Source organism: Stenotrophomonas sp. SBJS02 (assembly GCF_020428325.2).
Classification (GTDB): Bacteria; Pseudomonadota; Gammaproteobacteria; order Xanthomonadales; family Xanthomonadaceae; genus Stenotrophomonas; species Stenotrophomonas africana.
On record NZ_CP109812.1, the window covers coordinates 4,616,218 to 4,638,757 of the forward strand.

Here is a 22,540-nt window from a genome sequence, read left to right on the forward strand (position 1 = left end):
CTCCAAACCCGAGTGCGGCAAAGTTCATTTGCAATCATCGACGTGATCGAACGTGCTGAACCGAACGCAATCTCCTGACCTGATCAACCCGCCTTAGAAGCGCGCGGTCGCGCCCACAAAGAGCGTGCGTGCGCCGCCGTCGTAATTATTGCCTTCTTCAAGCGTGGAAACATCACCCAAGTTCAGTACGCCGACGCGCAAGGTCAGGTTTTCGTTCACATCGAGAGCGGTGACCAGATCCACCGTGGTGTATGCCTTGGCGAAGGTAGGTCTGGACGAAGACACAAGCTGCTTCCCGATGTGTTGCGCGCTGAGGTTAAGCGACCATGCATCGGACACGCTCCAGTTCAGCGAAGTGTTGGCGGTGATCTTCGGCACCACTAGCAGGCTGGCGCCGGTGGTGCGGTTCTTCGATTCCAACATGCGTGTGGCGTTGGTGGTCCAGCTCAGTCGCTCGTGCAGCGGCACGGTCACACTGGCTTCCACGCCTCGCGTGCGAGCCTTCTGGATGTTCTGCGCCACCGTCCACCAGAAGCCGTTTACGAAGCTAGTGTTCTGGCCTGGGATCTCGCGCAGCGGCACCTGTTCGATCTTGTCGTCGAAGTTGGTCAGGAAGTAGGTGGCCGATGCGGACCAGCCGTTCTGGTCGAAGCCCACGCCAAGCTCATAGTTGGTGCTGGTTTCCGGTTTCAGGTTCGGGTTACCGGCCATGTAGCAGCCGGTCGTGCCGTCGGCGTTGATCAGCCGGCTGTTCCAGCCTTCCGGGGTCAGGCTGCCGCAGCCGCGTCCCAGAGACTGGGTGGCCGCACCAGCGGTGCCCTGCTTAAGATTGGGCGCGCGGAACCCTTTGGAGACACCGCCGCGTACTGTCCATGCGTCTGCCGGGTGCCACACGCCGTAGATGCGCGGGCTCACGTTGTCGTCGTAGTTGTCGGTGTTGTCCCAGCGCACGCCCAGAGTCAGCACGAAGCGCTCGTGCAGGGTGATGTGGTCTTCGGCGAACAAGGCCCATGAGTCCGCTTCACTGGTCGGGCTGATGCGGCTGCTGCCGGTCCAAGTCACAGGTACGGTACCGATGGTGTCGCTGTTTTCCAGCTGCTCGCGCTTCCACTGACCACCCACGTTCAGGCTGTGCTCGAAGCCCCAATGGAAAGCGGTGGTGAAGGCAGTATCGAACACCGTTTCCTTCGAATGGTTGCCCACCGCACTGCCCTTGTCTTGGTAGTCGTTCCGCACAAGGGTGGTCTTGGAGGTGGTGGAGTCGCCGTAACGGCCATCATGGCCCAGCACGTAACCGGTCTGTACCAGCTTGGACAGACCCCAGGCATATACATCACCGCTGCCGGTGTTGCGCTGCACGCCGCGCGACCCTTCTATGGTCAGTGCGTGGTCATCGTTGAGGCGCCAGTGGAACTGCAGGTTGGCATTCTCCGCCTTGCTGCCCGGAGTCTGGCCCTCAAGGCGATCGGACTTGCGGTCGGTCACGTTGGCCCCGATGCGGATCCCCAGGTTGTCGGTCAGTGGGCCGCTGAAAAGGGCACCCATCTGCGTGGTATCACCGCGGGTGGATGAATCGGGCACGCTGTGGTTCAAGGTGACCGAGCCGCCCCAGTGGTCGGAAATCTTGCGGGTAATGATGTTGATCACGCCGCCCATCGCATCCGAACCGTATAGCGACGACATCGGGCCGCGCACCACTTCTATTCGTTCGATCATGTCCGGCGACAGCCAGTTCAGATCCTGCGGACCCAGGTCGTCGCGGTAGTTCACGCCGGAGGAGTTGCCCTGGCGGCGGCCGTCGATCAGGATCAGCGTGTACTGCTCGGGCAGTCCACGCAGGCGGATCTTCGACTGCGCTCCGGACAGTGCATAGCCACCGGTCACTCCAGGGACGGTACTCAGCAGCTGGCCGATGCTGGTGACCGGCTTACGCTCGATCTCCTCGCGGCTGATAACGCTAATGCTGGCTGGCGCATCCCTGATCCACTGCTGGGCACCGGTGGCGGTAACGACCAAGGTGTCCAACTGCTTGACGGAGGAGGCATGCGTCAAAGCTTCAGCGCTGGCATGCGAAGAAAGGGCCAGACCAATAGCAACTGTCAGCGTGGGAAGAGCAAGTCGTGACTTCAGGTATGTGTGCGACATCTCGGGGTAATCCGGTAACGGGCATTATTGCTGGGGAATGGCTGCCTCGCTTGATTCCGGAAAACGCCCATATCGGGTCGAGGGCTGGCTTGCGTCTTGAGGTCAGGTATCAAACTGTGGCCGACCGATGCTGTCTGGGCAGCACCTCAGCTGGACTGGCTCATGCTCCAAGTCGTCCATACGCCGGTCCGCAAGGTCCGCGGTTGCTGCAAGCAATAGACAATCTGCGAGGCTACATCCTGCGCGGCCATGAATTCGCTCAAACGGGGATCGTCGGCCGTGCGACCGTGACCCACGGCAAAAGATGTATGAGTACCTGCGGGGCAGATGGCACTCACGCGAATCCCATCTTTCCTTACTTCTCGGTCCAAGCCGCCCGCAAAAATGAGCTGGGCGGCCTTGGTACCTGCGTAGACGGCTTCGTCCGCCCCACTGCGATGAGCTGCGACGCTCGATACGATCAAAATATCCCCGCCACCAACGCTACGAAGATGAGGGAGGAAAGCACGTACCGTGAGGACCGTTCCGAGATAGTTGATTTCACACATTTCGATGACTTGATCATCGCTTGCGTCAGCGACTCCGCCGTAGTAGCCAACCCCGGCGTTGGCCACTACCGAATGTACGCTTCCAAAGTGATCAATGCCGCAAGATGCGAAGGCACCCACGCTATCCGGATCGCGCACATCCAGACGCATCCAGTAGGCGCGATCAGCGCCGAACTCATCCTGTAGCCGCTTGAAGTCACCTAAACGCCTGGATCCTCCAAGAACGCTTCCACCACTGCGTAAGATCATCTCCGCCGTTGCCAGTCCGATCCCCGAACCGGCGCCAGTAATGGCAACGCAGCGGTTTCTAAGGCTGTAACTTGCTTCTGTCAAGGTCTATCTCCTACGTTCGTTGGCGACCAGGTGTAGTTGAGTCATGAAAGGAGTTGGGGTCGTCTGTGACGCAAGTTAGGGGCGTGCAGCGCCACCTTCGGCCCCATACACCTGGCCGTTCGCATAACTGGCGTCGCTTGCCGCAAGTTGGACGAAGATTGAACCCAGCTCAGCAGGCTGACCTGCGCGTCCTAGCGGCTTGTCCCCCCCGAAGTTCGGAATCTTCTCGGATGCAGTCCCGCCACTGATCTGCAACGGAGTCCAGATAGGACCTGGAGCAACTCCGTTTACCCGAATCCCCTTAGGGCCAAGCTGCTTAGCCATCGAGCGAACGTAGCTAACCTGCGCACTCTTCGTCATCGCATAGTCGACCAGGTAGGGGGACGGATCGTAGCCCTGCTCAGACGTAGTAACGATGATGACGCTTCCAGGCGGAAGAGACACACGCAGTGCCTCTTGGGTCATCCATACCATTGCATTGATGTTGGTAAGGAAGGTGTTCTCGAGGTGTTCGTCGGTAATCTTTAGAATGTCCGGCTCCTGCTGCTGATACGCCGCGTTCAGCACCAAGGTGTCGATCGAGCCCAACGCCGATGCCGCCTTGCGCACAAGATCCAGGCAAAAGTCTTTGCTGCGAATATCACCAGGTAAAGCGTATGCCTGACGGCCGGTTGCGCGTATCAGCGCAATAACTTCACGCGCATCTTCCTCTTCTTCAGGCAAATAGTTGATGGCCACATCGGCACCCTCGCGGGCGTATGCAATGGCAGCGGCCCGACCGATTCCTGAGTCTCCTCCCGTAATCAGTGCCTTGCGGCCTTCAAGGCGCCGATTGCCTCGATAGGTTTTCTCACCGTGGTCCGGCAGCGGACGCATCTTCGACGCAAGCCCCGGCCAAGGCTGTTCTTGGCGCGGGTAGGGTGGCCGAGGATATGCCTGCCGAGGGTCGATCAGGCCGGCTCGCGGGCGGCCCTGACCCTGCGCCTCCGAGAGTACCGCAGCGGGCACAGCACCGAATGCCGAGGAAGCAGCAATTCCGCTGGCGATGGCCACACTGCTTCCCGCAATAAACTGTCTGCGGCCGATGACCGGCGTGGCTTCATCGTCGTGCTCAGGCAAATCACTATTCGAATTTGACATGTTCATCCCAGTTGATTGGTCACTCTGGCCCAAGCAAATTTGAGTACAGCGACCGTGGAGGAGACGCAACTTTACTGCGGCGAACATGCGCAAGTAGCAATTTTATTGCTGAAGTTCTTTCAATTCAGAAATGATCGAAAGCGTCGACGGCGCAGCTTCTTGCCATGCCATCCTCGGCGATAATGGGGAAGCATCTGCACTGCGTTCGATCCATAAATCATGCTTTGTGCGGCGGATCATTGGCACGTTTAGTAATCGATACCCGGGTGAAGTGTCTTGAAAGGTGATCTAGAGAGAATAAGCATTTCAGATCTAGCTGCGTTCATCGAGATCGCTCGGCATGGATCAATGCGCGCCGCCGCCCTCGAACTTGGCTTATCTGCCTCAGCTCTAAGTCACGCCTTAAAGCGGCTGGAAGATCGACTGGGTGTGCGTCTCGTTAATCGTACGACCCGTGCGCTTTCGATCACCGTTGAAGGACGCGAACTGGAACGCTATGCAGCCACTGGCCTAGATACAATTGGAGAGGGTCTAGCCGCGATTCGGGCTCGGAAGCAGTCAGAGATCCAGATGCTCAAGATCTCGCTATCACACGATGCGGCGCGCCTCCTACTCTGGCCAGTGCTGTGGAGCTTTCAGCAACGCTGGCCTAACGTCCATCTTGATCTAGTGATAGAAGAACGCCTGGTGGACTTAGTAGCGGAAGGCTTTGACGGCGGCATTCGATACGGTGACCGAGTGCCAGAGGGGATGGTTGGTCTGGAGCTTACACATCCGCTTAAGTGGGTGGTCGTGGCAGCGCCCAGCTATCTGCAACATGCTGGGAGACCTGAGAATCCAAGCGATCTGCGGCGGCATGTTTGTATTGAGAACAGAATCGGCGACGGCTCAATCTATCGCTGGGAACTTGGCGACGGTGATCGTATGGTCAAGGTAATTCCCAGCGGAATGCTGAGGGTGAGCAGCACCGACTCTCTGCTCGCTGCAACGTTGCAGGGATTGGGGTTGGCATACTGTCTGGAACTCAGAGTGCAGGACGAAATCTCGTCCGGCGCACTTGAAGTTGTGATGCCAGACTGGGCATCAATGGGCGCACCATTCATGCTGTACTACCCCACTCGTCGCCAATCCCTGCCCGGCCTCAAGGGGCTAGCGGAGGTAATTCGGACACAGATGATCGATGCATGCTAAAACATGCTCCAAACTATGGAGTTGGGATCGACATGAATGGTCTGCCAACGTACTCCATCACCAGTTCGATACCGGAGTGCTCTCCAGACTCTCCCTCTGGATCACATATGTAGGTTGCTGTGAGGCAATGAGAGCGCTTCTTGCCACCGGCATCAGACAGAGCCAGTCCGGAGGACTCCGAGAATGGATGCCCTGGACTCGCTAGTTCCATAAGCACCTCGTCCATATGAGTGGGTATCGGAATGCAGTCCCTTCATATGGAAGCGTTCAATTGCCAACCACTGTTGAGGCGCTGAAGTTGCGGTCCTCCGCTGTGGTTGGCTTTAACATTCCTAAACGCGGATGAGACCAAAAACCCTACCTTCAATACTGCCACATCAGCACGAGTTCGAAGCCGAATTTACTGAAGAATGATTGGCACTGCCACGACGAGGCGTTGAGCGGGCTCGGACAGATCTCACCTCTTGGACCATCAGACTGAATCCGCACAAACTTCAAAAGAAGAACTTAATTGGACGCTGCGATTGGCCAATTCCATCTGATTTGAACCTACACTCTGTTCGAGAGCATTCAGAGGGAGTTGCAATGCAGTTCATCGTCGACGGGCCAGACATCCCAGAAGCACTTCTACAGGCACACGAAGAAGGACGAGTAGTCTTCTTCTGCGGCGCCGGAGTCTCCTACCCGTCAGGACTACCTGGTTTCAAAGGACTGGTTGAGCAAATCTATGCGTCGAATGGGACATCATTCACGGACATCGAGCGTGCCGCCTTCGATCATTCAAAGTTCGACGCGACTCTCGATCTACTTGAAAGGCGACTGCCTGGGCAGCGATTGGCGGTTCGGCGCGCCCTAGCGAAATCGTTGAGACCCAAGCTTCGTCGGAAGGGAGCAATTGACACCCAAGCAGCGCTTCTTCGGTTAGCACGAAGCCGGGATGGCGCGTTGCGGTTGGTGACTACCAACTTCGATCGAACCTTCCACGCGGCGGCGAAGCGCATGGGCCAACCATTTCCGGCCTATCCCGCTCCAATGCTGCCGATCCCTAAGAGCAGCCGCTGGGATGGGCTTGTCTTTCTGCATGGCCTGCTTCCGGAGAGTGAGGATGATGCAGCACTCCATCGACTAGTGGCCACCAGTGGTGACTTCGGCTTGGCTTACTTGACCGAACGCTGGGCCGCGCGGTTCGTCAGCGAACTTTTTCGCAACTATGTCGTTTGCTTCATTGGATACAGCATTGACGATCCGGTCCTCCGGTACATGATGGACGCATTAGCAGCAGATCGAATGCTCGGTGAGGTTACCCCGCAGGCGTGGGCGTTCGGAGATTGCGAAGCCGGGAAAGAGCATCTGAAGACTATTGAATGGGAAGCTAAGGGCGTTAGACCTATCCTCTACAGGGTTCAGCCTGCTACCCATGACCACTCTGCGTTGCACGACACAATCAGGACTTGGGCAGATGTCTATCGCGATGGAGTTCAAGGTAAAGAGGCCATTGTTGCGAAGCACGCCATGGCCCAACCTCAGGACAGCACGCTCCAGGACGATTTTGTTGGACGAATGCTGTGGGCTCTTTCAGACAAGTCAGGCCTCCCCGCGAAGCGCTTCGCGGAGTTCAATCCAGTTCCCCCGCTTGAGTGGCTCCTCGAGGCATTTTCCCATGAGCGATTCTTGCAGAGGGATCTAGCCCGCTTTGGCTTCTCCTCGGTTAAGGAGGAGGATGCAGAACTCAGATTCAGCTTGGTTCGTAGGCCTGCGCCTTATGATCACGCTCCTCCTATGACACTGGCGTCTTCTGGAAGTATGGCCAGCCGATGGGATGGATTGATGTTCCAGCTCGCACGCTGGCTTGTGCGTCATCTGGACGATCCACGATTGATCATATGGATTGCAGAGCGTGGCGGGCAGATGGATAGTCGCTGGATCTCTCTAGTCGACTCCGAACTTGAGCGTCTGGCCACACTGGAACGGGATGGCAAAGTCTCGGAGCTGGATCTTATTCGCCTGGACGCCCCAAAGGGTGTGCCCGATCCAAAGATGCGAACTCTTTGGAGAATCGTGCTCGGTGGCCGACTCAAGACCCCACTGTCAGGGGGGCTGCTATATCGTTGGATCAAGCGTCTTAGACGTGAGGGACTGAACACGTCTCTTCGGATGGAACTTCGTAGCCTTCTCAGCCCAAAGATCACACTAAGGCGTCCATTTGTTTGGGACGGCGAAGTGGCCGATGGTGCAGACGAGACAGTGCGAATTAAGCAGTTGGTTGACTGGGACCTTGTGCTTGCGGAGGACAATGTACATGCGGTCCTCCAGGATCAGTCTAAGGGTGAGTGGGAGAAGGCACTCCCGCTCCTGCATTCGGACCTACAGCAACTGCTCTGTGACGCGCTGGGCCTTCTTCGAGATCTAGGAGAGGCAGATGACCTTGTCGATAGATCCTACTGGGACCTTCCATCAATCACGCCCCATTGGCAGAACCGGTCCTTCCGAGACTGGGTTAGCCTGATTGAACTGCTACGCGACGCTTGGTTAGCAGTTCGAGCTACGGATGAGTCGAGATCCACGCTCATGGCTCAGGCATGGTTCGAGATCCCGTATCCCACATTCAAGCGGCTGGCATTGTTTGCGGCCAGCCAGGACAATTGCATCGAGCAGGAGCAGTGGGTCGATTGGCTGCTACTGGATGAGGGGCGGTGGCTGTGGTCGCAGTGCACCGCACGCGAAGTGCTGAGGCTTCTTGTTCTCCAGGGGTGAATTCTAGACAACGCGTCTCAAGCACGCTTGGAGAATGTCATCTTGGCAGGACCTCCCCGCGAGATGTATCGCGATGATCTGGAGTCCGAACGCTGGGATCGCCTGGTTGCTCGCGCAGTATGGATTCGTCTAGCGAAGCTGGAGTCCTCGGGCCTACATCTTGGTGTGTCTGCAGCAAGGCGCCTAGCGGAGATATCCATCGCGCATCCTGAGTTGAGATTGGACCCTAACGAGAAGGACGAATTCTCACACTGGATGAGCGGCACCGGAGATCCGGATTTCGAGGACGGCAGAGAGGTCGATGTCGCCCCTCGCACTCGCAAGGAGCTAGTTGAATGGCTTGAATCGCCGAGGCCTGCCCATAGACCGTTCTATGAGGACACTTGGCGGGATGTCTGCCGTACTCGCTTCTTCCATAGCCTTGCCGCGCTCTGCGACCTCGCTCACCAAGACGTCTGGCCCGCAGTTCGGTGGCGCGAGGCGCTTCAGGTTTGGTCGGACGATTCAATGGCAGCCCGCTCCTGGCAGTACGCATCGCCTTTGGTACTGCTAATGCCTGATGAAGTTCTGTCCGAGATCGCACCTGCAGTAGCGTGGTGGATGGAGGCCACTTCAAGAAGCGGCGCGAATCGCGAGAACCTCCTATTGACTCTCGCCGGTCGAGTGCTTGCGCTTCCGATCCCCTTGAGTAGTGGCATGACAAGGAACGGCGAGCCAATCGATAACCCTGTCTCGGAGGCGATTAATCACCCCATTGGGCATGCCACGCGCGCCTTGCTCAATCTATGGTTCAAGAGGGCGCCCAACGATGGAGACCTACTTCCCCCTGAACTTAAGGCGGCATTTTCCGCCATATGCGATGTTGAAGTAGATCGATTCCGCCATGGCAGGGTGTTGCTCGCATCTAGACTCATCGCCCTGTATCGCGTAGACCGGGCGTGGACCGAAGCGACGCTACTACCGCTCTTCGATTGGTCCAACCCTGTCGAAGCGAAAGCAGCCTGGGAAGGATTTCTTTGGTCACCGCGACTGTACCAGCCATTGATGGTGGCATTGAAGTCGCAGTTCCTATTGACGGCCGGTCACTACGCCGACCTTGGTGAACACCGAGGACAGTTCTCTGCTTTCCTAACGCACTCAGCCCTAGGGCAATTGGAAGGCTACTCTCGGGACGACTTTAGATCTGCATTGGGCAAGCTTCCACAGGATGGACTGGAGAAGTCCGCACAATCGCTCTCCCAAGCACTGGAGGCCGCAGGCGATCAACGCGAAGACTTCTGGAGAAATCGAGTCCAACCCTTCTGGCAGGAGATTTGGCCAAAATCGCGCAATCTAGCTACACCCAGCATTGCTGCCTCCTTAGCTCGACTCGCCATCGCGGCCCGGGTTGAGTTCCCTTCCGCATTGAAGGCGGTACGTGACTGGCTTCAGCCGGTAGCGAATTCGGACTACATCGTCCATCTTCTACTAGAATCTGGCCTTTGTAGCCAGTCGCCAACTGAGGCTTTAGATTTGCTGGGTGCCGTTGTTGGATCCCAACAATGGGCGCCTCTAGGACTGAATGAATGCCTAGCTCAAGTAAGGGCCGCCGCTCCCGACCTAGAGCGAAACAACCAGTTTCATCGACTTGAGGAGCTGGTGCGAACGCGCTCCTAAGAGTTCTGGCGGGGCATCATTCGAAGCTTGCGAGATGCCCTATTACGAACTCGCTTTTCTCCTTCTCCCGCTCTCGATTCCAACCACCCTTGAGCCCGCCTCGCGCTGCTTCTTGATCTGTGACTTCAGCTCAGAAATCTCCTTCTTCAAGGCGGCGATCTTTGCATCTCGCTGCACCACCTCGATCGAGTACATGTTCTTGAACTGCGCAGAAATACCGTCGTACCTCTCTTTCCATCCCAGCCTTTGTGAGTAGGACTTTCGTCTGGCGGCCTTCACGCTCGTAGGAACGTCCACTCGAAGTTTCGTGAGCCAGGCCTGCACCTCGAGCTTTGTGGTGCCGGCATGCTTCTCTCCGTGCAGCGATACCGCTGTTACCTTTGCCCGCCGACACAGCTCTGCAACATTCAGCCGACCAGAGTTCCGTGGATACACTCCGTCGTTCTCCGATATCTCCCTGTCAATCTCGGCCATAGTTGATCGAAGGCGTGCAACGAACGCCTCCGTCCGCTCCTTTCCAAGCTCGGCAAGACTCTTCTTTTGTCTCATTTCAGAAGTACCACATTGGGTACGAGGCGCGTCAGCAAACTGCTCTTCGAGAAGTATTCGTCCACCTTCTTCCACCTGCCGAGCACGGACTTGATCTGCCCCCGGAACTGAGCAATGAGCATAACGTCATCATCCACGAAAGCGTGCTCTAGCAACTCAAGATTGTACTGAACTGTCTCGATGGCCTGAACAACGCTTCTGGACGCCTTATCCTCGTCGTCAGGGAGAATCAACTGATTCTCACATGCAGGATGACAGTAGTGTGGATTAGCCTGACCATGCCCCTTGTTGCAAAGGCCTCCATCGGTGAAGTTCGTACACACTATTCCTGGTGCGACAACTGCCCAAGAAGAGCCCTCAGCAGTCATCGCGCGGGCGAACTCCCTGATGTTCTGCGGATCAAGGGCGGACTTACCCAGCCGGCGCGCGAACAGCGCCACACGCCCCCGTAGCTTCTCTGCGCCGGCCCCCTGAACCTCATCAGCCTTATTGATCGCCTCCACTCCCTTTAGAATAAGCATCTCACGTACAACTTGCTGTACTTCGGAAAGAATTCCTGGATCCGAAAGTATGTAGCGCATGATTGTCATTTGTTCATCCCTGTGCCCAAAGACATCCATCAAAATCTTTGGCGCATGGACAAGCGCTAGAGCAACAATTCGAGCGAGGGTCTTTCGGAATCGATGCGGGTTCATACCACCATCGGTGAGCCAGCGCTCCAGGCCAAGTATCTCCACGAAGCTATTGAACACATGCGCAAGGCTCGGCACCTTATCTGGATATCTTGGGGAAACCCACAGGCCGTTCCCCTTTAGGCCGTGGTGCCGTCGAAAAATGTTCGCTAGGCGCTCTTGCTGCAGAATCGCTTGAATGGCAATTGACGGCGCTGGCGCTTCACTCTGCCTCCCTCCGGGATTCTCAAACTTCCAGGTTCTGAACTCGTAAACACTGGAACCACCTCGCTTGCCAAGCGAGCCGATCTGCATCGTTAGCAGTTCACCATGTCGGGGACCGCCAGAAAGAGCCACCGGAAAAGCGTGTGCACCCTGTAGAACCACTATCAGGCGCAAGGCCTGGGGTAACGTCCGAGGCGGCCATGCGACGGTTTTTCCACTTCGCCCGGATTTCATCGAAAATTGAAGCGGGGCATCCCTAAGCGGCTCCCCGTCAGGCCCCCGCCATTCCCATGACCGGATCACAGCATTGCTTACGCGAGCAGCTCGGCGACTGGGAGATGGCGAGGGACCGTCTTTCAGATCACGAGTAGTTTCAGTAGCGGCGAGTGCGGCCTCTACGGCATCCAACAAAGTAGGACCAACGACTTCGATCATCACCAGTGCCATCGAGCCTGCTTCAGAGACGAACTCATCTGAGTATGGCTGATGAGGTTTCGCTATGCTGACCGGGATTGTATGCTCAGGTTCACCCGTTCGATCTCGCGCAGCCTTCATTCCATGAACCGTTGGACGCATGGGCGCGGGGCCATCGGGAAGACACCCCAGTCGGTGGTAGTACTCAACCACCCCAAGGCAGTCAGAGTACTTCTGCGTCAGGCCAGCGCGTTCGACCAGGCTCCAGAGTCTCTTGGAGCTTGGACGTACATTTGTACGCTGGATCGCCCTCTTAAGATTGGCAATGAGCGTCCGGATCGTTGTGTATCTATACACCTTCCCGGTTTTGCCTGGAATTATCGCCATCGTGATCGCCAGCCTCATAAGCTCTCGAACTACGAAGGGTGAGTGCTTCCCCTTGCACGTCTTGCCCCTTCCAGAATAGAGCCTTAGATCGAGATCAGAGGTCCGTAGGCCAGACTGATGTTCGTCGTCAATACGAAGAACGCCCCAGTTGTCCCCCATTCCAACAAGCTTCTGAAGCTGCTTCAGCTTTGCCTCCGGCGCCAACCTCAGCTCATTCGGACTAATCGACAGTAGCGACACCTCCACGTCAGGAGCTAGGAGTTCATGGTTGCCTGCTACTAGAGACCGGTTGACCATTTTCATCAGTGCTGCCCTGCGAAGTAGATTGGCATGTGCTCACCGGAGGCTATCCTTGCCGCCCACTTATCAATGGCGAACTTCACTGCATCTGCTGGCCATTGAAGAACGGTTAGGCGAAGCCGCGCCAGGTCACTTGCATCTGATCCAGCATCGAACCGAACCATTCCTACGGAGGTCCGAACTGCCTCTAGCTCTGCCACACGCCGGCAGATGAAGTCCAGGCTGTCCGTGAACACAAAACAGTTGGGGCAGCCGCTGGAAGCACACCTATGCTGCTGGACGCATAGAGTGCATCCATCTCTCGGATTGCCTGGATCAATGACTGCTGGCGGGCTGTAAGGATCTGCACATCCGCTTCCGTCGTAGGTCTTATGACGGCGTGCTTGATTCAGCTTTTCGATCTCGGCTTCACTGACGTCCAACTTTGCGAGCTTCGCCCTCGTCAAGGCTACGTCGAACACACGATTGACCCGAAGCTGGGAGAACAAGTCATCAATCACTTCGGACACAAGCGAGAAGGATTCCTCAAAAGAAGATCTTCGGTAGCCATAGTGCCTAGTGGTCATGAGGTTCTTGTGACCAAGTAGTACCATCATTACCCAGTTCGAGTATTGAGAATCCTTGAAGATCGCAGCCGCGGCGACATCTCTGAACTGTCCAATTGACATGGTCTCGGAAGCTGTACGGGTGCCGTCATCGAGTTGCTCTATCAGAGAGGCGAGCCAGTTGTTTGCAGTTCGAGTTGTGCGGGGATTTACTACATACACCCCTTGTCGCCGTCCGCGCACTGTTACGCCCACCCATGGACTACGAGCGACAACGTCTGGGAGAGGGCACAGGCGCGGGTTTCTTTCGATATGGCCTCGAAGCCCTTCTGTCCGCTTCAGAAGAAGCTCAACTAACGAATGACAGCCCGTCGCATCGCCTACCCGTGACACAGTCCATTGCGCGGTCCCTTTGGCCCGGTCCTTAGGCGCATAGATCCATGCATGCTGCTCATCATAGACTGCCGTCCAGTCGCTCAAGTTCATGGATGCTGCGGTTGCGGGGTTCCAGGCGCTCCGCGCTACAAAGAGCAGGAAGAAAATTGAGACATCTGCGCTAGTAGGATAGGTTCCGGCAACCAGATCGTGCCAGCCGACCTCGCTTCCTGATCGTTCGTGGTCATCGGGGTAGTGCGCCCACCAGCTTGGGAGTCTTTTGATGCGCTTGCCGAAGATCGCCAACAACTGAGATCGCCGAGGCACTGGATTTCCCGTCAGCCTTATGAGCGCGCGATAGGTCGCGTGCGCATCCGCTTCCGTACATACGAAGTCGGGGGCATTCATGAACTCAGGATTCTCTCTGTACAACTCGATCAGATCGCGTCCTTGAGGAATGAGTCTGTCCGTTCTCCTCCACCGCTGTAGAACCTTCAGTGCCTCCGCTCGTAGCAGCCTAATGACGGCCAATCCGTGCTCTTCGGATGGGGTCTCGCGGCGATTCGAGGCTATCCTGAAAACTGGAAGTACTAGCTCTGGAAGTTCATGGTAGCTAATCGCGGTCTTTATAATCGCGCGGACGACGGCAGCTCTGCTGTCCATAGTGGCATCCCATGCACCCTCCGGACCCGGGCTTGTGTAGAGGGCAACGTGCCGGGATGTCAGATCGCGAAGTCTAACCACCCGTTTGAATGGAATTCCATTTGAGGCCATGTATCCCTCAAGTGCATCGAGGAATCTCCAGAAGGACACCAGTGCCCCCCTTCTTGCAGCTGCACCGTCTGATGCGATGCCTTCAATACTCGCGCTCAGCGTAGGCCATAGATCGCGCAGCAGCTCCGGCCTACCAGTGAATCCCCCCTTCCAGGAATGCCTGACTGCGGCAATGGGCGGGGCATCACTTGCACCAGTCGCCAGAATCGAGAAGTCATAGATCTTCCCCGTGCTAATGAGGTCCGGATGTGTACAGGGCACCACCCATTTCCCAGGCATTCCCCCTGTATCTTCACGCGCTCTCACGTCAATGCCTCGTCGATGATCGCATTCCAACGAATTGCTGGATGCCCTCGATCACGACCAATTTTGGCTACCGCAGCGCGCAAGTATTGCATCGTCGTGCGCTCATCAACGTGCCCCATAAGCGGACTGAGAAGCATCTTTACCTGTCCGGCCATGAGCCCATGCAACCAACCGAAGTCAGCACCACTCAGCTCTGAGTTGCCTGCGAGGGCCAACTGCGCCCGCGTCAGGGCGCAGATCTTCTCCACCGCAAAATGGTGCCTTCCTGTATGAGGGTGCCATCCTTTGGGACAATGCCGATCGGAAGTCCAAATCCGGCGAAGCATCTCATTGCTCACAGGTCGGTTCACACCTTCTCCAAGCCACAGACGATCTGTCCGCTTGGTGTGTTTCCTATCACCAATGTGATATCTCGTCAGCTGGGTCGGTCGAATCACCGAAATGTAGTGCCAGATCCTTTCGGCAAGATCTAGTGGCACAAATACCGTACGCCATCTTGTGCCAAGGTCTGACCCAGGACTGACCTTGCCTCCCTTAGTGCCATACTTGAGCACTAGCGGAACCTCACCAGCCAATATCCAGTCGGGTTGCCAGTTGGTTCTCTCGCTCGTTCTTTTTGCTGGAAAACAGGTGACCCGTAGTTGATTGGCTTCCGAGATCCTGAGGCCAGAACGGATGATCAGCTCGAAGATCAGAATTTTTACGGGCGCACGCACCGAAATCGACTTCAACCACATCTCAACCTCCCTGTCAGGAGGGAGGATGATCGGAGCTTCCGGCGCAGTTAGAGACCCGATCCGCACAGTCTTTGAGCGCAGTGTTCCGCTTTGCGAGCTTGTGGGCGATATGTAGGTGTATGCAACTTTTCTTACAGGTATCTGCATGGGCAGGCGATAGCCGCGCTCGCTGGCCCAGGTCAGAAATAGACACGCCTCATTGACGTAGAGGTTAACTGTAGCGGGATCCAACTGCCTCCCACTCGGGGAGCCGTCTCCACTCAGGAGTGCCGGCTGATACTGATGAAGGATATTCTCGTTGTAGGAAATTTCTCGCCAATCAGTGGCTTGGTCTATGCACCATTCGAGAAAAATAGAAAGCCTTGCGGCCATGTTTCTTCGCGAGCGCAAGGTTGGGATGGGCCCGTAAAAGAGCTCACTCTCAGCTTTTGCTTTTGATCGGTCGCGAGGAAGTTGCCATTCCCCGTTGCTGCGCTCATCGAGGTAGCGGTTGGCTTCAATTGGGTATGAGCCATCGTCACCGATCAGAATCGGTACATGCTGCAACTTAGGCGCGTGTGCAAAGGCTCCCTCAGGGGGCATAACCACTTGCATCGGATTGACTCCGAGCTGACCTGCAGCGGACGGTACGCCCGCTGTTCGCCAAGGTCAATAGGCCACTTAAGCCTTTGAAGGGGTTGAACTTACGTACTTCTCGCGGCGGATCTGCGGGTTGCCCAGGCCGGCGGCCTTCAGCAGCTCGGCACAGGCATCGACCATGTCCGGGTTGCCGCACAGGTAGGCGATGTCGGTGGCCGGGTCCGGCGTGAAGCCGGCCAGCGCCTGCTGCACGTAGCCGTGCTGTACGTCCGGGTGCGGATCAGCCGGCAACTCGCGCGACAGGCACGGAACATAGCGGAAGTTCGGGTGCTTTTCGGCGAAGCTGTAGAAATCTTCGCTGTACAGCAGCTCGCCCGGGCTGCGCGCGCCCTGCAGCAGCACGATCTGCACACCGCGTTCGGCCATGGCCTTTTCCAGCAGCGGCAGCATCGAGCGGTACGGGGTAACGCCGGTACCGGTGGCGATCAGCAGGTAACGCGCATTGTGATCACCGGGGTTCAGGCAGAACCGGCCATAGGGGCCGGACGCACTGATCTGGCCGCCCTGCTCCAGCGCCTCGAACAGGGCCGTGGCGGCGCCACCGGGCACGAAACTGACCGCGATATCCACCGCCTCGCCCGGGCCCAGCGCGTGGTCGTGGATGGTCGCCAGCGAGTAGCTGCGCTTGGTTTCGGTGCCGTCGGCGTAGCTGAAATGGACCTGGATGAACTGGCCGGGCTGGAAATCCAGCGGCTGTCCATCGTCACGCACGAACTGGTAGTGGCCGACGGTCGGGGCCAGCATGCGGCAGCCGACCAGCTTGAGGGGGAATTGAACAGGCACGACTTTTCGGGACAGTGTGTAGCCGGGGCAAGCCCTCGGGGTCTTCTATAATAGCCCCTCCCCGCCCCTCTCCAGCGCCAGCCCATGGGCGCGAAGGCTTCGAGCTTGGCATCCCAGAACGATACGGCGCCCGCCCTGCGCGTGCGCGACCTGCGCAAGACCTACGACAACGGCACCCAGGCCCTGAAGGGGGTTTCCCTGGAAGTGGCCCCGGGCGACTTCTTCGCCCTTCTCGGCCCCAACGGCGCCGGCAAGTCGACCCTGATCGGCATCATCAGCTCCCTGGTCAACCTCAGCGAGGGCCAGGTGGAAGTGTTCGGCAGCGACCTGGTGCGCAACCGCAGCGCCACCATGCGCCTGATCGGGCTGGTGCCTCAGGAAATCAACTTCAACCTGTTCGAGAAGCCCTTCGACATCCTGGTGAACTACGCCGGCTTCTATGGCGTACCGCGCGAGGAAGCCGAGCAGCGCGCCGAAGAGGAACTGAAGCGCGCGCACCTGTGGGAAAAGGCACAGGTGATGAGCCGCACGCTGTCCGGCGGCATGAAGCGGCGGCTGATGATCGCCCGCGCGATGATGACCCGCCCGCGCCTGCTGATCCTGGACGAGCCGACCGCCGGCGTGGACATCGAAATCCGCCGCGACATGTGGCGCGTGCTGAAGGAGATCAATGCCGCAGGCACCACGATCATCCTTACCACGCACTACCTGGAAGAAGCCGAGTACCTGTGCCGCCACCTGGCGATCATCAACCATGGCCAGATCGTCGAGCAGGGGCCGATGCGCACCCTGCTGGCCAAGCTGGACGTGGAGGGCTTCCTGCTGGACATCGACGGTGACCTGCCGGCGCAGCTGCCGGTGATCGAAGGTGCGACGCTGACCGCGCCGGACCCGCACACGCTGGACATCGACATGCCGCGCGCAATGGACCTCAACCGCGTGTTCGCCACGCTCAACGAGGCCGGTATCCGCGTGCGTTCGATGCGTACCAAGAGCAACCGCCTGGAGGAGCTGTTCGTGCGCCTCACCGGCAACCTGGAGAAGCCTGCATGAGCACCACCGAGCTGACCGACGGCCAGCGCAACCGCGTCGCACTGATGACCATCGTGCGCCGCGAAATCGCCCGCATCATGCGCATCTGGGGCCAGACCCTGGTGCCGCCAGCGATCACCATGACCCTGTACTTCCTGATCTTCGGTAACCTGATCGGGTCGCGCGTGGGTGACATGGGCGGCTACACCTACATGCAGTTCATCGTGCCGGGCCTGGTGATGATGAGCGTGATCCAGAACAGCTACGGCAACATCAGTTCCTCGTTCTTTGGCGCCAAGTTCGGCCGTCACGTGGAAGAACTGCTGGTCAGTCCGATGCCGAACTGGGTGATCCTGTGGGGCTACGTGGCCGGCGCCGTGCTGCGCGGCCTGATGGTGGGCGTGATCGTGCTGATCATCGCGATGTTCTTCACCCCGGTGCGCATCCCGCACCCGCTGGTGATGCTGACGACGGTGATCCTGGGCGCGACGATCTTCTCGCTGGCCGGCTTCATCAACGCGGTGTATGCGAAGAAGTTCGACGACGTGGCGATCGTGCCGACCTTCATCCTGACCCCGCTGACCTACCTGGGTGGCGTGTTCTATTCGGTGAAGCTGCTGCCGGGCTGGGCCGAAGCGGCCACGCATGCGAATCCGATCTTCTACATGGTCAATGCGTTCCGCTATGGCCTGCTGGGCAGCAGTGACGTACCGCTGCCGGTGGCCTACGGCCTGATGATCGGATTCGTGGTGGTGCTGACGGCGCTGGCGCTGTGGCTGCTGCGTCGCGGCGTGGGCATGCGCAGCTGAGGGTGGCCTGCAGGGCCTGCAGCCCTGCACCCGCCGAATCAACGTCAACGTCAACTTCAACGGCAAAAGCTGACTATCCGCGGGATGGCGGGGGGGGTCCGGTTGCGGGGGCCGCTGCAAGTACGTCCATGTAAGCTCGGTCGCCGCATCCACGCGGCTCACGCCCCCGCAACCGGACCCACCCCGCCTTCGACAGATTGCCGCTGCTGTTGGTAGGTGTCGACCTTGGTCGACACGGTAGATCCACGCCATGCGTGGATGAAGCGTTCCAAGCCGATGCCCAGCTCTTTTCGTTCGGGATTGCGGCTAGGCTGTGGCGATGAAGATCACTGCCATTCCATTGGAAAAGGCCTTTGTGGACGGTCCCATCGATGCCTTCAGCCATGCGTTGCTGGGCGATTCGCCCACGCTGGATGAGGTGCTGGATTGCCTGGCCTCGCTGCACGTGGCCGCTCCCCGCCATCGCTACCTGTGCACGCTCGATGATGCCGGCCAGTGCCGCTACACCAGCATGCACGCGTCAGACGACGCGCGCATCGCGCTGTACGAGGAAGAAGACCCGGAAACCCCCGAAGATGCATTGGCCGCACGCGAACGGTTGCTGGCGCATGTGGTCGCGCAGCTCGAGCATTCCTCTCATCGGCTGGAATGGAGCGCGCTGGCGGGCACGCTGATGTGCAGCAACGAGGACATCGAGGCGCTGGTCGCCGCCAATGCAACGCCGGACCTCATCGTCGACGAGGTGGTCTGCGTGCAGCAGGTGCCGGTGGACCGCGATGACCTGCTGATTGCCGCCCTGCCCAATGGGTACTTCAGCGCGGACTGGGACATCTTCCAGAACCATGCCCTGATACGGCATCTGCAGGAGCGCCACGACTACCGCCTGTTCGGACTTGGCGCATCGTGGCTGGGCTTCCAGCGCGACAGCGCGCCGTCGCCTGCACAGGCAAATGCGTTGGTCGCTGACCTGCAGCGCGTCTACGCTGCCGGAACACACGACACCTGGTCACAATTGGCTGCAACGCTGGCCACCCGCACCACACTGCTATTGGGCTATACCGAAGGCTTCAGCGAACAACTGACCTGAGCACCGCTCTGCACGAGCGAGCGCAGCGAGCGACCCGCTTCTGCTGCTGATCTGTTTTCCGTGGTGGCCGCACCCGGAAACTGTCAGGAGTCGTGTGCGATGGGCTCGCGGGGGTATCCGCGCCATGGATGGCGCGGCTAAGCCCCAGGGGTGAGGGCGCTTTGCTTGCGAAGCATTGCTTCGCAAGCGCCCGAACGCACAGCCGCCAGCGGCTGGGCCGGACCGCGGAGCGGGGTTCACGGCGTCCCCCGCGAACCCATCTCACACGACCCAGCTCATGAAACCAACTGCGCGAACCACCACGAGGGGCTCCGCCGTTGGCCGCAATCTCCGGCACAATCGCACTCCTGATTCCCCAGAAAACGGTGAACGTGCAATGCGCATCCTGATCCTTGGCGCCGGCGGTACCGGCGGTTACTTCGGTGGTCGCCTGGCCCAGGCCGGCGTGGACGTAACCTTCCTCGTACGCCCCGCGCGCGCCGCACAGCTGGACCGCGATGGCCTGGTCATCCGCAGCCCGATCGGCGATGCCAACTTCCCGGTGCAGCACGTCACCGCCGATGCGCTGCCCGCATTGGCCGCGCAGAAGCCTTTCGATCTGGTCATTCTCAGCTGCAAGGCCTACGACCTGGACAGCTCGATCGACGCCATTGCTCCAGCCGTGGGCGCGAACACCACCGTGCTGCCCATCCTCAATGGCCTGCATCACTACAATGCGCTGGACCTGCGCTTCGGCCGCGAGGCGGTGCTGGGCGGCCTGTGCTTCATCAGCGCCACCAAGGCACCCGATGGCGCCGTGCTGCATCTGGGCAAGCCGGCCAAGCTCACCTTCGGCGAGCGCGATGGCGGCGCGGCGTCCGCACGCGTACGTGCCTTCGCCGCCGCCTGCGCGCAGGCCAATCTTGATCACCTGGCCAGCGAACACATCGGCCAGGAACAGTGGATCAAGTACACCTTCCTGACCGCGCTGGCCGCCGCGACCTGCCTGCTGCGTGCGGATATCGGCACCATCGTCGCCACCGATGATGGCGAGGCGATCGTGCGTGGCCTGTACGACGAGTGCCTGGCCGTGGCCGAAGCTGCCGGTGAGCCGATTCCCGACGCCGCGCAGGACACCGCGCGCGGCACCCTCACCCAGGCCGGCTCTGCATTGAAGGCATCGATGCTGCGGGACCTGGAGGCTGGCCAGCAGGTCGAGGCCGAGCAGATCGTCGGCGACATGCTGGCGCGTGCACGCAAGGCCGATCAGGAAGCCCTGTTGCTGCAGGTCGCCTACAGCAGCCTGCAGGCCTACCAGGCACTGCGCGGCGCGTGAGCATCCCGTTGCAGGCCAGCGCGCTGCCTACGCGGGTGCTGATCCTCGGTATGGGCTGGAGCGGATGCGTGCTGGCCACGCAGCTGCAGGCACGGGGAGTGCACGTCGTCGGCACGGTGCGTGACCCCTCATCGGCGCCGGACGATGGCCTGCTGCGGCATCAGCTGCACGCTGACACTCCACCGTCGCCAGCCCTGCTCGATGAGATCACGCAGACCGAGGCCGTGCTGTGCAGCGTGCCACCCGATGCCGAGGGCGACCCGGCACTGCGTCCGCTGCTTCCGGCTCTGCACGAAAGTCCGGCGCTGCGCTGGGTGGGCTATCTGTCGTCCACGTCGGTATATGCCGATCGGGCCGGCGGCTGGATCAACGAAACCAGCGTGGCCGATGCAACTGAAACGACGGGCGTACGGCGCCTGCTCGCGGAAGCACAGTGGCTTGCACTGGCTGAACAACGCGGCATCGCCTCGGCGGTGCTCCGCCTGCCAGGGCTGTATGGTCCTGGCCGCAATGCCCTGCTGCAGTTGGCGGAGGGCCGTGCCCGCCATGTGATTCGGCCGGGCCTGGCGTTCAACCGCCTGCACGTAGAGGATCTTGCGGCAGTGATCATCGCGTCGATGCAGCGACCGGCGCACCGGGGCCTGTACCTGCCCAGCGACGACGAACCGGCACCACCACAGGATGTGCTGGCCTTCGCCGCGAAGCTGGGCGGGTTTGCGATGCCGCCTGCCGTGGCCTGGGACGACCCGGCACTGAGCCCGACGCTGCGGCGCTTCTATGAGAGCAACAAGCGCATCGACAGCCGTGGCACGCGCCAAGCCCTGGGCTGGAAGCCGAGGTTCCCGACGTACCGGGAAGGACTGCGGGCTGCTGGAATCACTCTGACCCGCTTGTAGAGTCGAGCTTGCTCGACTGCTTCTGCACGGCAGTCGAGCAAGCTCGACTCTACGACACACGGTCGCCGCGTTCGACGCGACGAAGGGAATCAACCCGCGTCGGGCAGGCGGAAGAACGTACGCGTCGCGGCAGTTGCATTGGCCGCCGTCACCGCCACGTCCTCGCCACGGTCACGCGCCAGCTCTTCCACGATGTGCGAGAGGAACATCGGTTCGTTGCGTCGGTCCTTCGGCAGCGGCTTCAGCGTGCGCGGCAGCAGGTACGGTGCGTCGGTCTCGATCATCAGGCGGTTGGCCGGAATGTTCTTCACCAGCTCGCGCAGGTGCGCGCCGCGGCGCTCGTCACACAGCCAGCCGGTGATGCCGATGTACCAGTCCTGGTCCAGGTAATCGAACAGCTCATCGCGCTCGCCGGTGAAGCAATGCACCACCGCCGGCCCGATGCGGCCTTCGAAGTTCTTCATCTGCGCCATGAAATCGGCATGCGCATCACGCTGGTGCAGGAACAGCGGCTTGCCATTGTCTGCGGCCAGCTGCAGCTGGCGCTCGAACGCACGGTGCTGCGCCGGGCGCGGCGAGAAGTCACGGAAGTAGTCCAGCCCGCACTCGCCCACCGCCACCACTTCCGGATAGGCGTGCAGCGCGCGCATCTCGGCATCGCATTCTTCGGTGTACTCCACCGCGTGATGCGGGTGCACGCCGGCCGTGGCATACAGGAAGCCCGGATGCTGCTGCGCCAGCTGCACCGCCAACGGTGAGTGCTCGCGGCTGGCACCGGTGATGACCATCTGCACCACGCCGGCCTGCCGTGCGCGGTCGAGGACGGCATCGCGGTCACGGTCGAAGGAGTCGTGGGTCAGGTTGGCGCCGATATCGATCAGGTGCATGGTCATCGCGGGGGAAAAGTGCCCGCGCATTGTACCTGCGCC

Annotated in this window: 17 protein-coding genes; 8 read left to right on the plus strand and 9 right to left on the minus strand. The window is 59.4% G+C overall.

Translation table 11 applies throughout. The annotated features are described in order from the left end of the window. Nucleotides 1–93 precede the first annotated feature (93 nt). The 3 genes from FQS62_RS21300 to FQS62_RS21310 all read right to left on the minus strand — a co-directional run bounded on the left by FQS62_RS21300 (nucleotide 94) and on the right by FQS62_RS21310 (nucleotide 4,172). On the minus strand, nucleotides 94–2,016 hold the full coding sequence (locus FQS62_RS21300; protein WP_226053493.1) for a TonB-dependent receptor domain-containing protein: 1,923 nt from the start codon (nucleotides 2,014–2,016) through the stop codon (nucleotides 94–96). Nucleotides 2,017–2,291: 275 nt separating this feature from the next. Then, nucleotides 2,292–3,026, minus strand: coding sequence for an SDR family oxidoreductase (locus tag FQS62_RS21305; RefSeq protein WP_075075813.1), 735 nt, complete (start codon nucleotides 3,024–3,026; stop codon nucleotides 2,292–2,294). 75 nt (nucleotides 3,027–3,101) lie between these two features. Then, entirely contained in the window at nucleotides 3,102–4,172 is a 1,071-nt protein-coding gene (locus tag FQS62_RS21310) for an SDR family oxidoreductase (protein WP_226053492.1), read from the minus strand. Between the two features lie 342 nt (nucleotides 4,173–4,514). On the opposite strand from FQS62_RS21310, the gene FQS62_RS21315 reads away from it, so the two are divergent. The 3 genes from FQS62_RS21315 (at nucleotide 4,515) to FQS62_RS21325 (ending at nucleotide 9,767) form a co-directional block, all read left to right on the plus strand. Beyond that, entirely contained in the window at nucleotides 4,515–5,357 is an 843-nt protein-coding gene (locus FQS62_RS21315; RefSeq protein WP_080281918.1) for a LysR family transcriptional regulator, read from the plus strand. A 585-nt stretch (nucleotides 5,358–5,942) separates the two neighbouring features. Next, nucleotides 5,943–8,111, plus strand: coding sequence for an SIR2 family protein (locus FQS62_RS21320; RefSeq protein WP_197573146.1), 2,169 nt, complete (start codon nucleotides 5,943–5,945; stop codon nucleotides 8,109–8,111). A 507-nt stretch (nucleotides 8,112–8,618) separates the two neighbouring features. After that, the gene (locus FQS62_RS21325) at nucleotides 8,619–9,767 is read left to right on the plus strand and encodes a hypothetical protein (RefSeq protein WP_148565003.1); all 1,149 of its coding nucleotides are present in this window, start codon (nucleotides 8,619–8,621) and stop codon (nucleotides 9,765–9,767) included. 42 nt (nucleotides 9,768–9,809) lie between these two features. Here the strand turns inward: FQS62_RS21325 and FQS62_RS21330 are convergent, their stop codons facing one another. The 5 genes from FQS62_RS21330 to FQS62_RS21350 form a co-directional block, all read right to left on the minus strand. After that, complete coding sequence (locus tag FQS62_RS21330; RefSeq protein WP_049459868.1) at nucleotides 9,810–10,316, minus strand: hypothetical protein; 507 nt, start codon at nucleotides 10,314–10,316, stop codon at nucleotides 9,810–9,812. Beyond that, complete coding sequence (locus FQS62_RS21335) at nucleotides 10,313–12,316, minus strand: site-specific integrase (protein WP_125899103.1); 2,004 nt, start codon at nucleotides 12,314–12,316, stop codon at nucleotides 10,313–10,315. The genes FQS62_RS21330 and FQS62_RS21335 overlap by 4 nt, the downstream gene beginning before the upstream one ends. Further along, on the minus strand, nucleotides 12,316–14,313 hold the full coding sequence (locus FQS62_RS21340) for a hypothetical protein (RefSeq protein WP_125899102.1): 1,998 nt from the start codon (nucleotides 14,311–14,313) through the stop codon (nucleotides 12,316–12,318). The genes FQS62_RS21335 and FQS62_RS21340 overlap by 1 nt, the downstream gene beginning before the upstream one ends. Further along, a complete protein-coding gene (locus FQS62_RS21345) occupies nucleotides 14,310–15,644 on the minus strand; it encodes a site-specific integrase (RefSeq protein WP_125899101.1) in 1,335 nt (444 codons plus the stop codon). Before FQS62_RS21345 ends, FQS62_RS21340 begins: the two co-directional genes overlap by 4 nt. A 66-nt stretch (nucleotides 15,645–15,710) precedes the next feature. Beyond that, a complete protein-coding gene (locus tag FQS62_RS21350; protein WP_080353137.1) occupies nucleotides 15,711–16,472 on the minus strand; it encodes a ferredoxin--NADP reductase in 762 nt (253 codons plus the stop codon). 84 nt (nucleotides 16,473–16,556) lie between these two features. On the opposite strand from FQS62_RS21350, the gene FQS62_RS21355 reads away from it, so the two are divergent. From FQS62_RS21355 to FQS62_RS21375, 5 genes are all read left to right on the plus strand, one after another. Beyond that, nucleotides 16,557–17,525 carry an ABC transporter ATP-binding protein gene (locus FQS62_RS21355; protein WP_005411567.1) on the plus strand — a complete coding sequence of 323 codons (969 nt, stop codon included), beginning with the start codon at nucleotides 16,557–16,559 and terminating at the stop codon, nucleotides 17,523–17,525. Continuing rightward, nucleotides 17,522–18,313, plus strand: coding sequence for an ABC transporter permease (locus FQS62_RS21360; RefSeq protein ID WP_208044135.1), 792 nt, complete (start codon nucleotides 17,522–17,524; stop codon nucleotides 18,311–18,313). The genes FQS62_RS21355 and FQS62_RS21360 overlap by 4 nt, the downstream gene beginning before the upstream one ends. Nucleotides 18,314–18,632: 319 nt before the next feature. Then, on the plus strand, nucleotides 18,633–19,400 hold the full coding sequence (locus tag FQS62_RS21365) for a hypothetical protein (RefSeq protein WP_208044134.1): 768 nt from the start codon (nucleotides 18,633–18,635) through the stop codon (nucleotides 19,398–19,400). A gap of 376 nt (nucleotides 19,401–19,776) precedes the next feature. Beyond that, nucleotides 19,777–20,715, plus strand: a complete 939-nt coding sequence (gene panE / locus FQS62_RS21370; RefSeq protein WP_088479468.1) for a 2-dehydropantoate 2-reductase — start codon at nucleotides 19,777–19,779, stop codon at nucleotides 20,713–20,715. Further along, nucleotides 20,712–21,611 (plus strand): Rossmann-fold NAD(P)-binding domain-containing protein, encoded by a 900-nt coding sequence (locus FQS62_RS21375; RefSeq protein WP_088479467.1) that lies wholly within the window; start codon nucleotides 20,712–20,714, stop codon nucleotides 21,609–21,611. The genes panE and FQS62_RS21375 overlap by 4 nt, the downstream gene beginning before the upstream one ends. An 89-nt stretch (nucleotides 21,612–21,700) precedes the next feature. Here the strand turns inward: FQS62_RS21375 and FQS62_RS21380 are convergent, their stop codons facing one another. Continuing rightward, the gene (locus tag FQS62_RS21380) at nucleotides 21,701–22,498 is read right to left on the minus strand and encodes a TatD family hydrolase (protein ID WP_049443593.1); all 798 of its coding nucleotides are present in this window, start codon (nucleotides 22,496–22,498) and stop codon (nucleotides 21,701–21,703) included. Between the last annotated feature and the right edge of the window lie 42 nt (nucleotides 22,499–22,540).

Excerpts from the sequence above, each read along its gene's own strand:
- FQS62_RS21310 (WP_226053492.1), bottom strand. The coding sequence starts at position 4,172 with ATGAACATGTCAAATTCGAATAGTGATTTGCCTGAGCACGACGATGAA.
- FQS62_RS21315 (WP_080281918.1), top strand. The coding sequence starts at position 4,515 with ATGCGCGCCGCCGCCCTCGAACTTGGCTTATCTGCCTCAGCTCTAAGT.
- FQS62_RS21320 (WP_197573146.1), top strand. The coding sequence starts at position 5,943 with ATGCAGTTCATCGTCGACGGGCCAGACATCCCAGAAGCACTTCTACAG.
- FQS62_RS21325 (WP_148565003.1), top strand. The coding sequence starts at position 8,619 with ATGGCAGCCCGCTCCTGGCAGTACGCATCGCCTTTGGTACTGCTAATG.
- FQS62_RS21330 (WP_049459868.1), bottom strand. The coding sequence starts at position 10,316 with ATGAGACAAAAGAAGAGTCTTGCCGAGCTTGGAAAGGAGCGGACGGAG.
- FQS62_RS21335 (WP_125899103.1), bottom strand. The coding sequence starts at position 12,316 with ATGAAAATGGTCAACCGGTCTCTAGTAGCAGGCAACCATGAACTCCTA.
- FQS62_RS21345 (WP_125899101.1), bottom strand. The coding sequence starts at position 15,644 with ATGCAAGTGGTTATGCCCCCTGAGGGAGCCTTTGCACACGCGCCTAAG.
- FQS62_RS21355 (WP_005411567.1), top strand. The coding sequence starts at position 16,557 with ATGGGCGCGAAGGCTTCGAGCTTGGCATCCCAGAACGATACGGCGCCC.
- FQS62_RS21360 (WP_208044135.1), top strand. The coding sequence starts at position 17,522 with ATGAGCACCACCGAGCTGACCGACGGCCAGCGCAACCGCGTCGCACTG.
- FQS62_RS21365 (WP_208044134.1), top strand. The coding sequence starts at position 18,633 with ATGAAGATCACTGCCATTCCATTGGAAAAGGCCTTTGTGGACGGTCCC.
- panE (WP_088479468.1), top strand. The coding sequence starts at position 19,777 with ATGCGCATCCTGATCCTTGGCGCCGGCGGTACCGGCGGTTACTTCGGT.
- FQS62_RS21380 (WP_049443593.1), bottom strand. The coding sequence starts at position 22,498 with ATGCACCTGATCGATATCGGCGCCAACCTGACCCACGACTCCTTCGAC.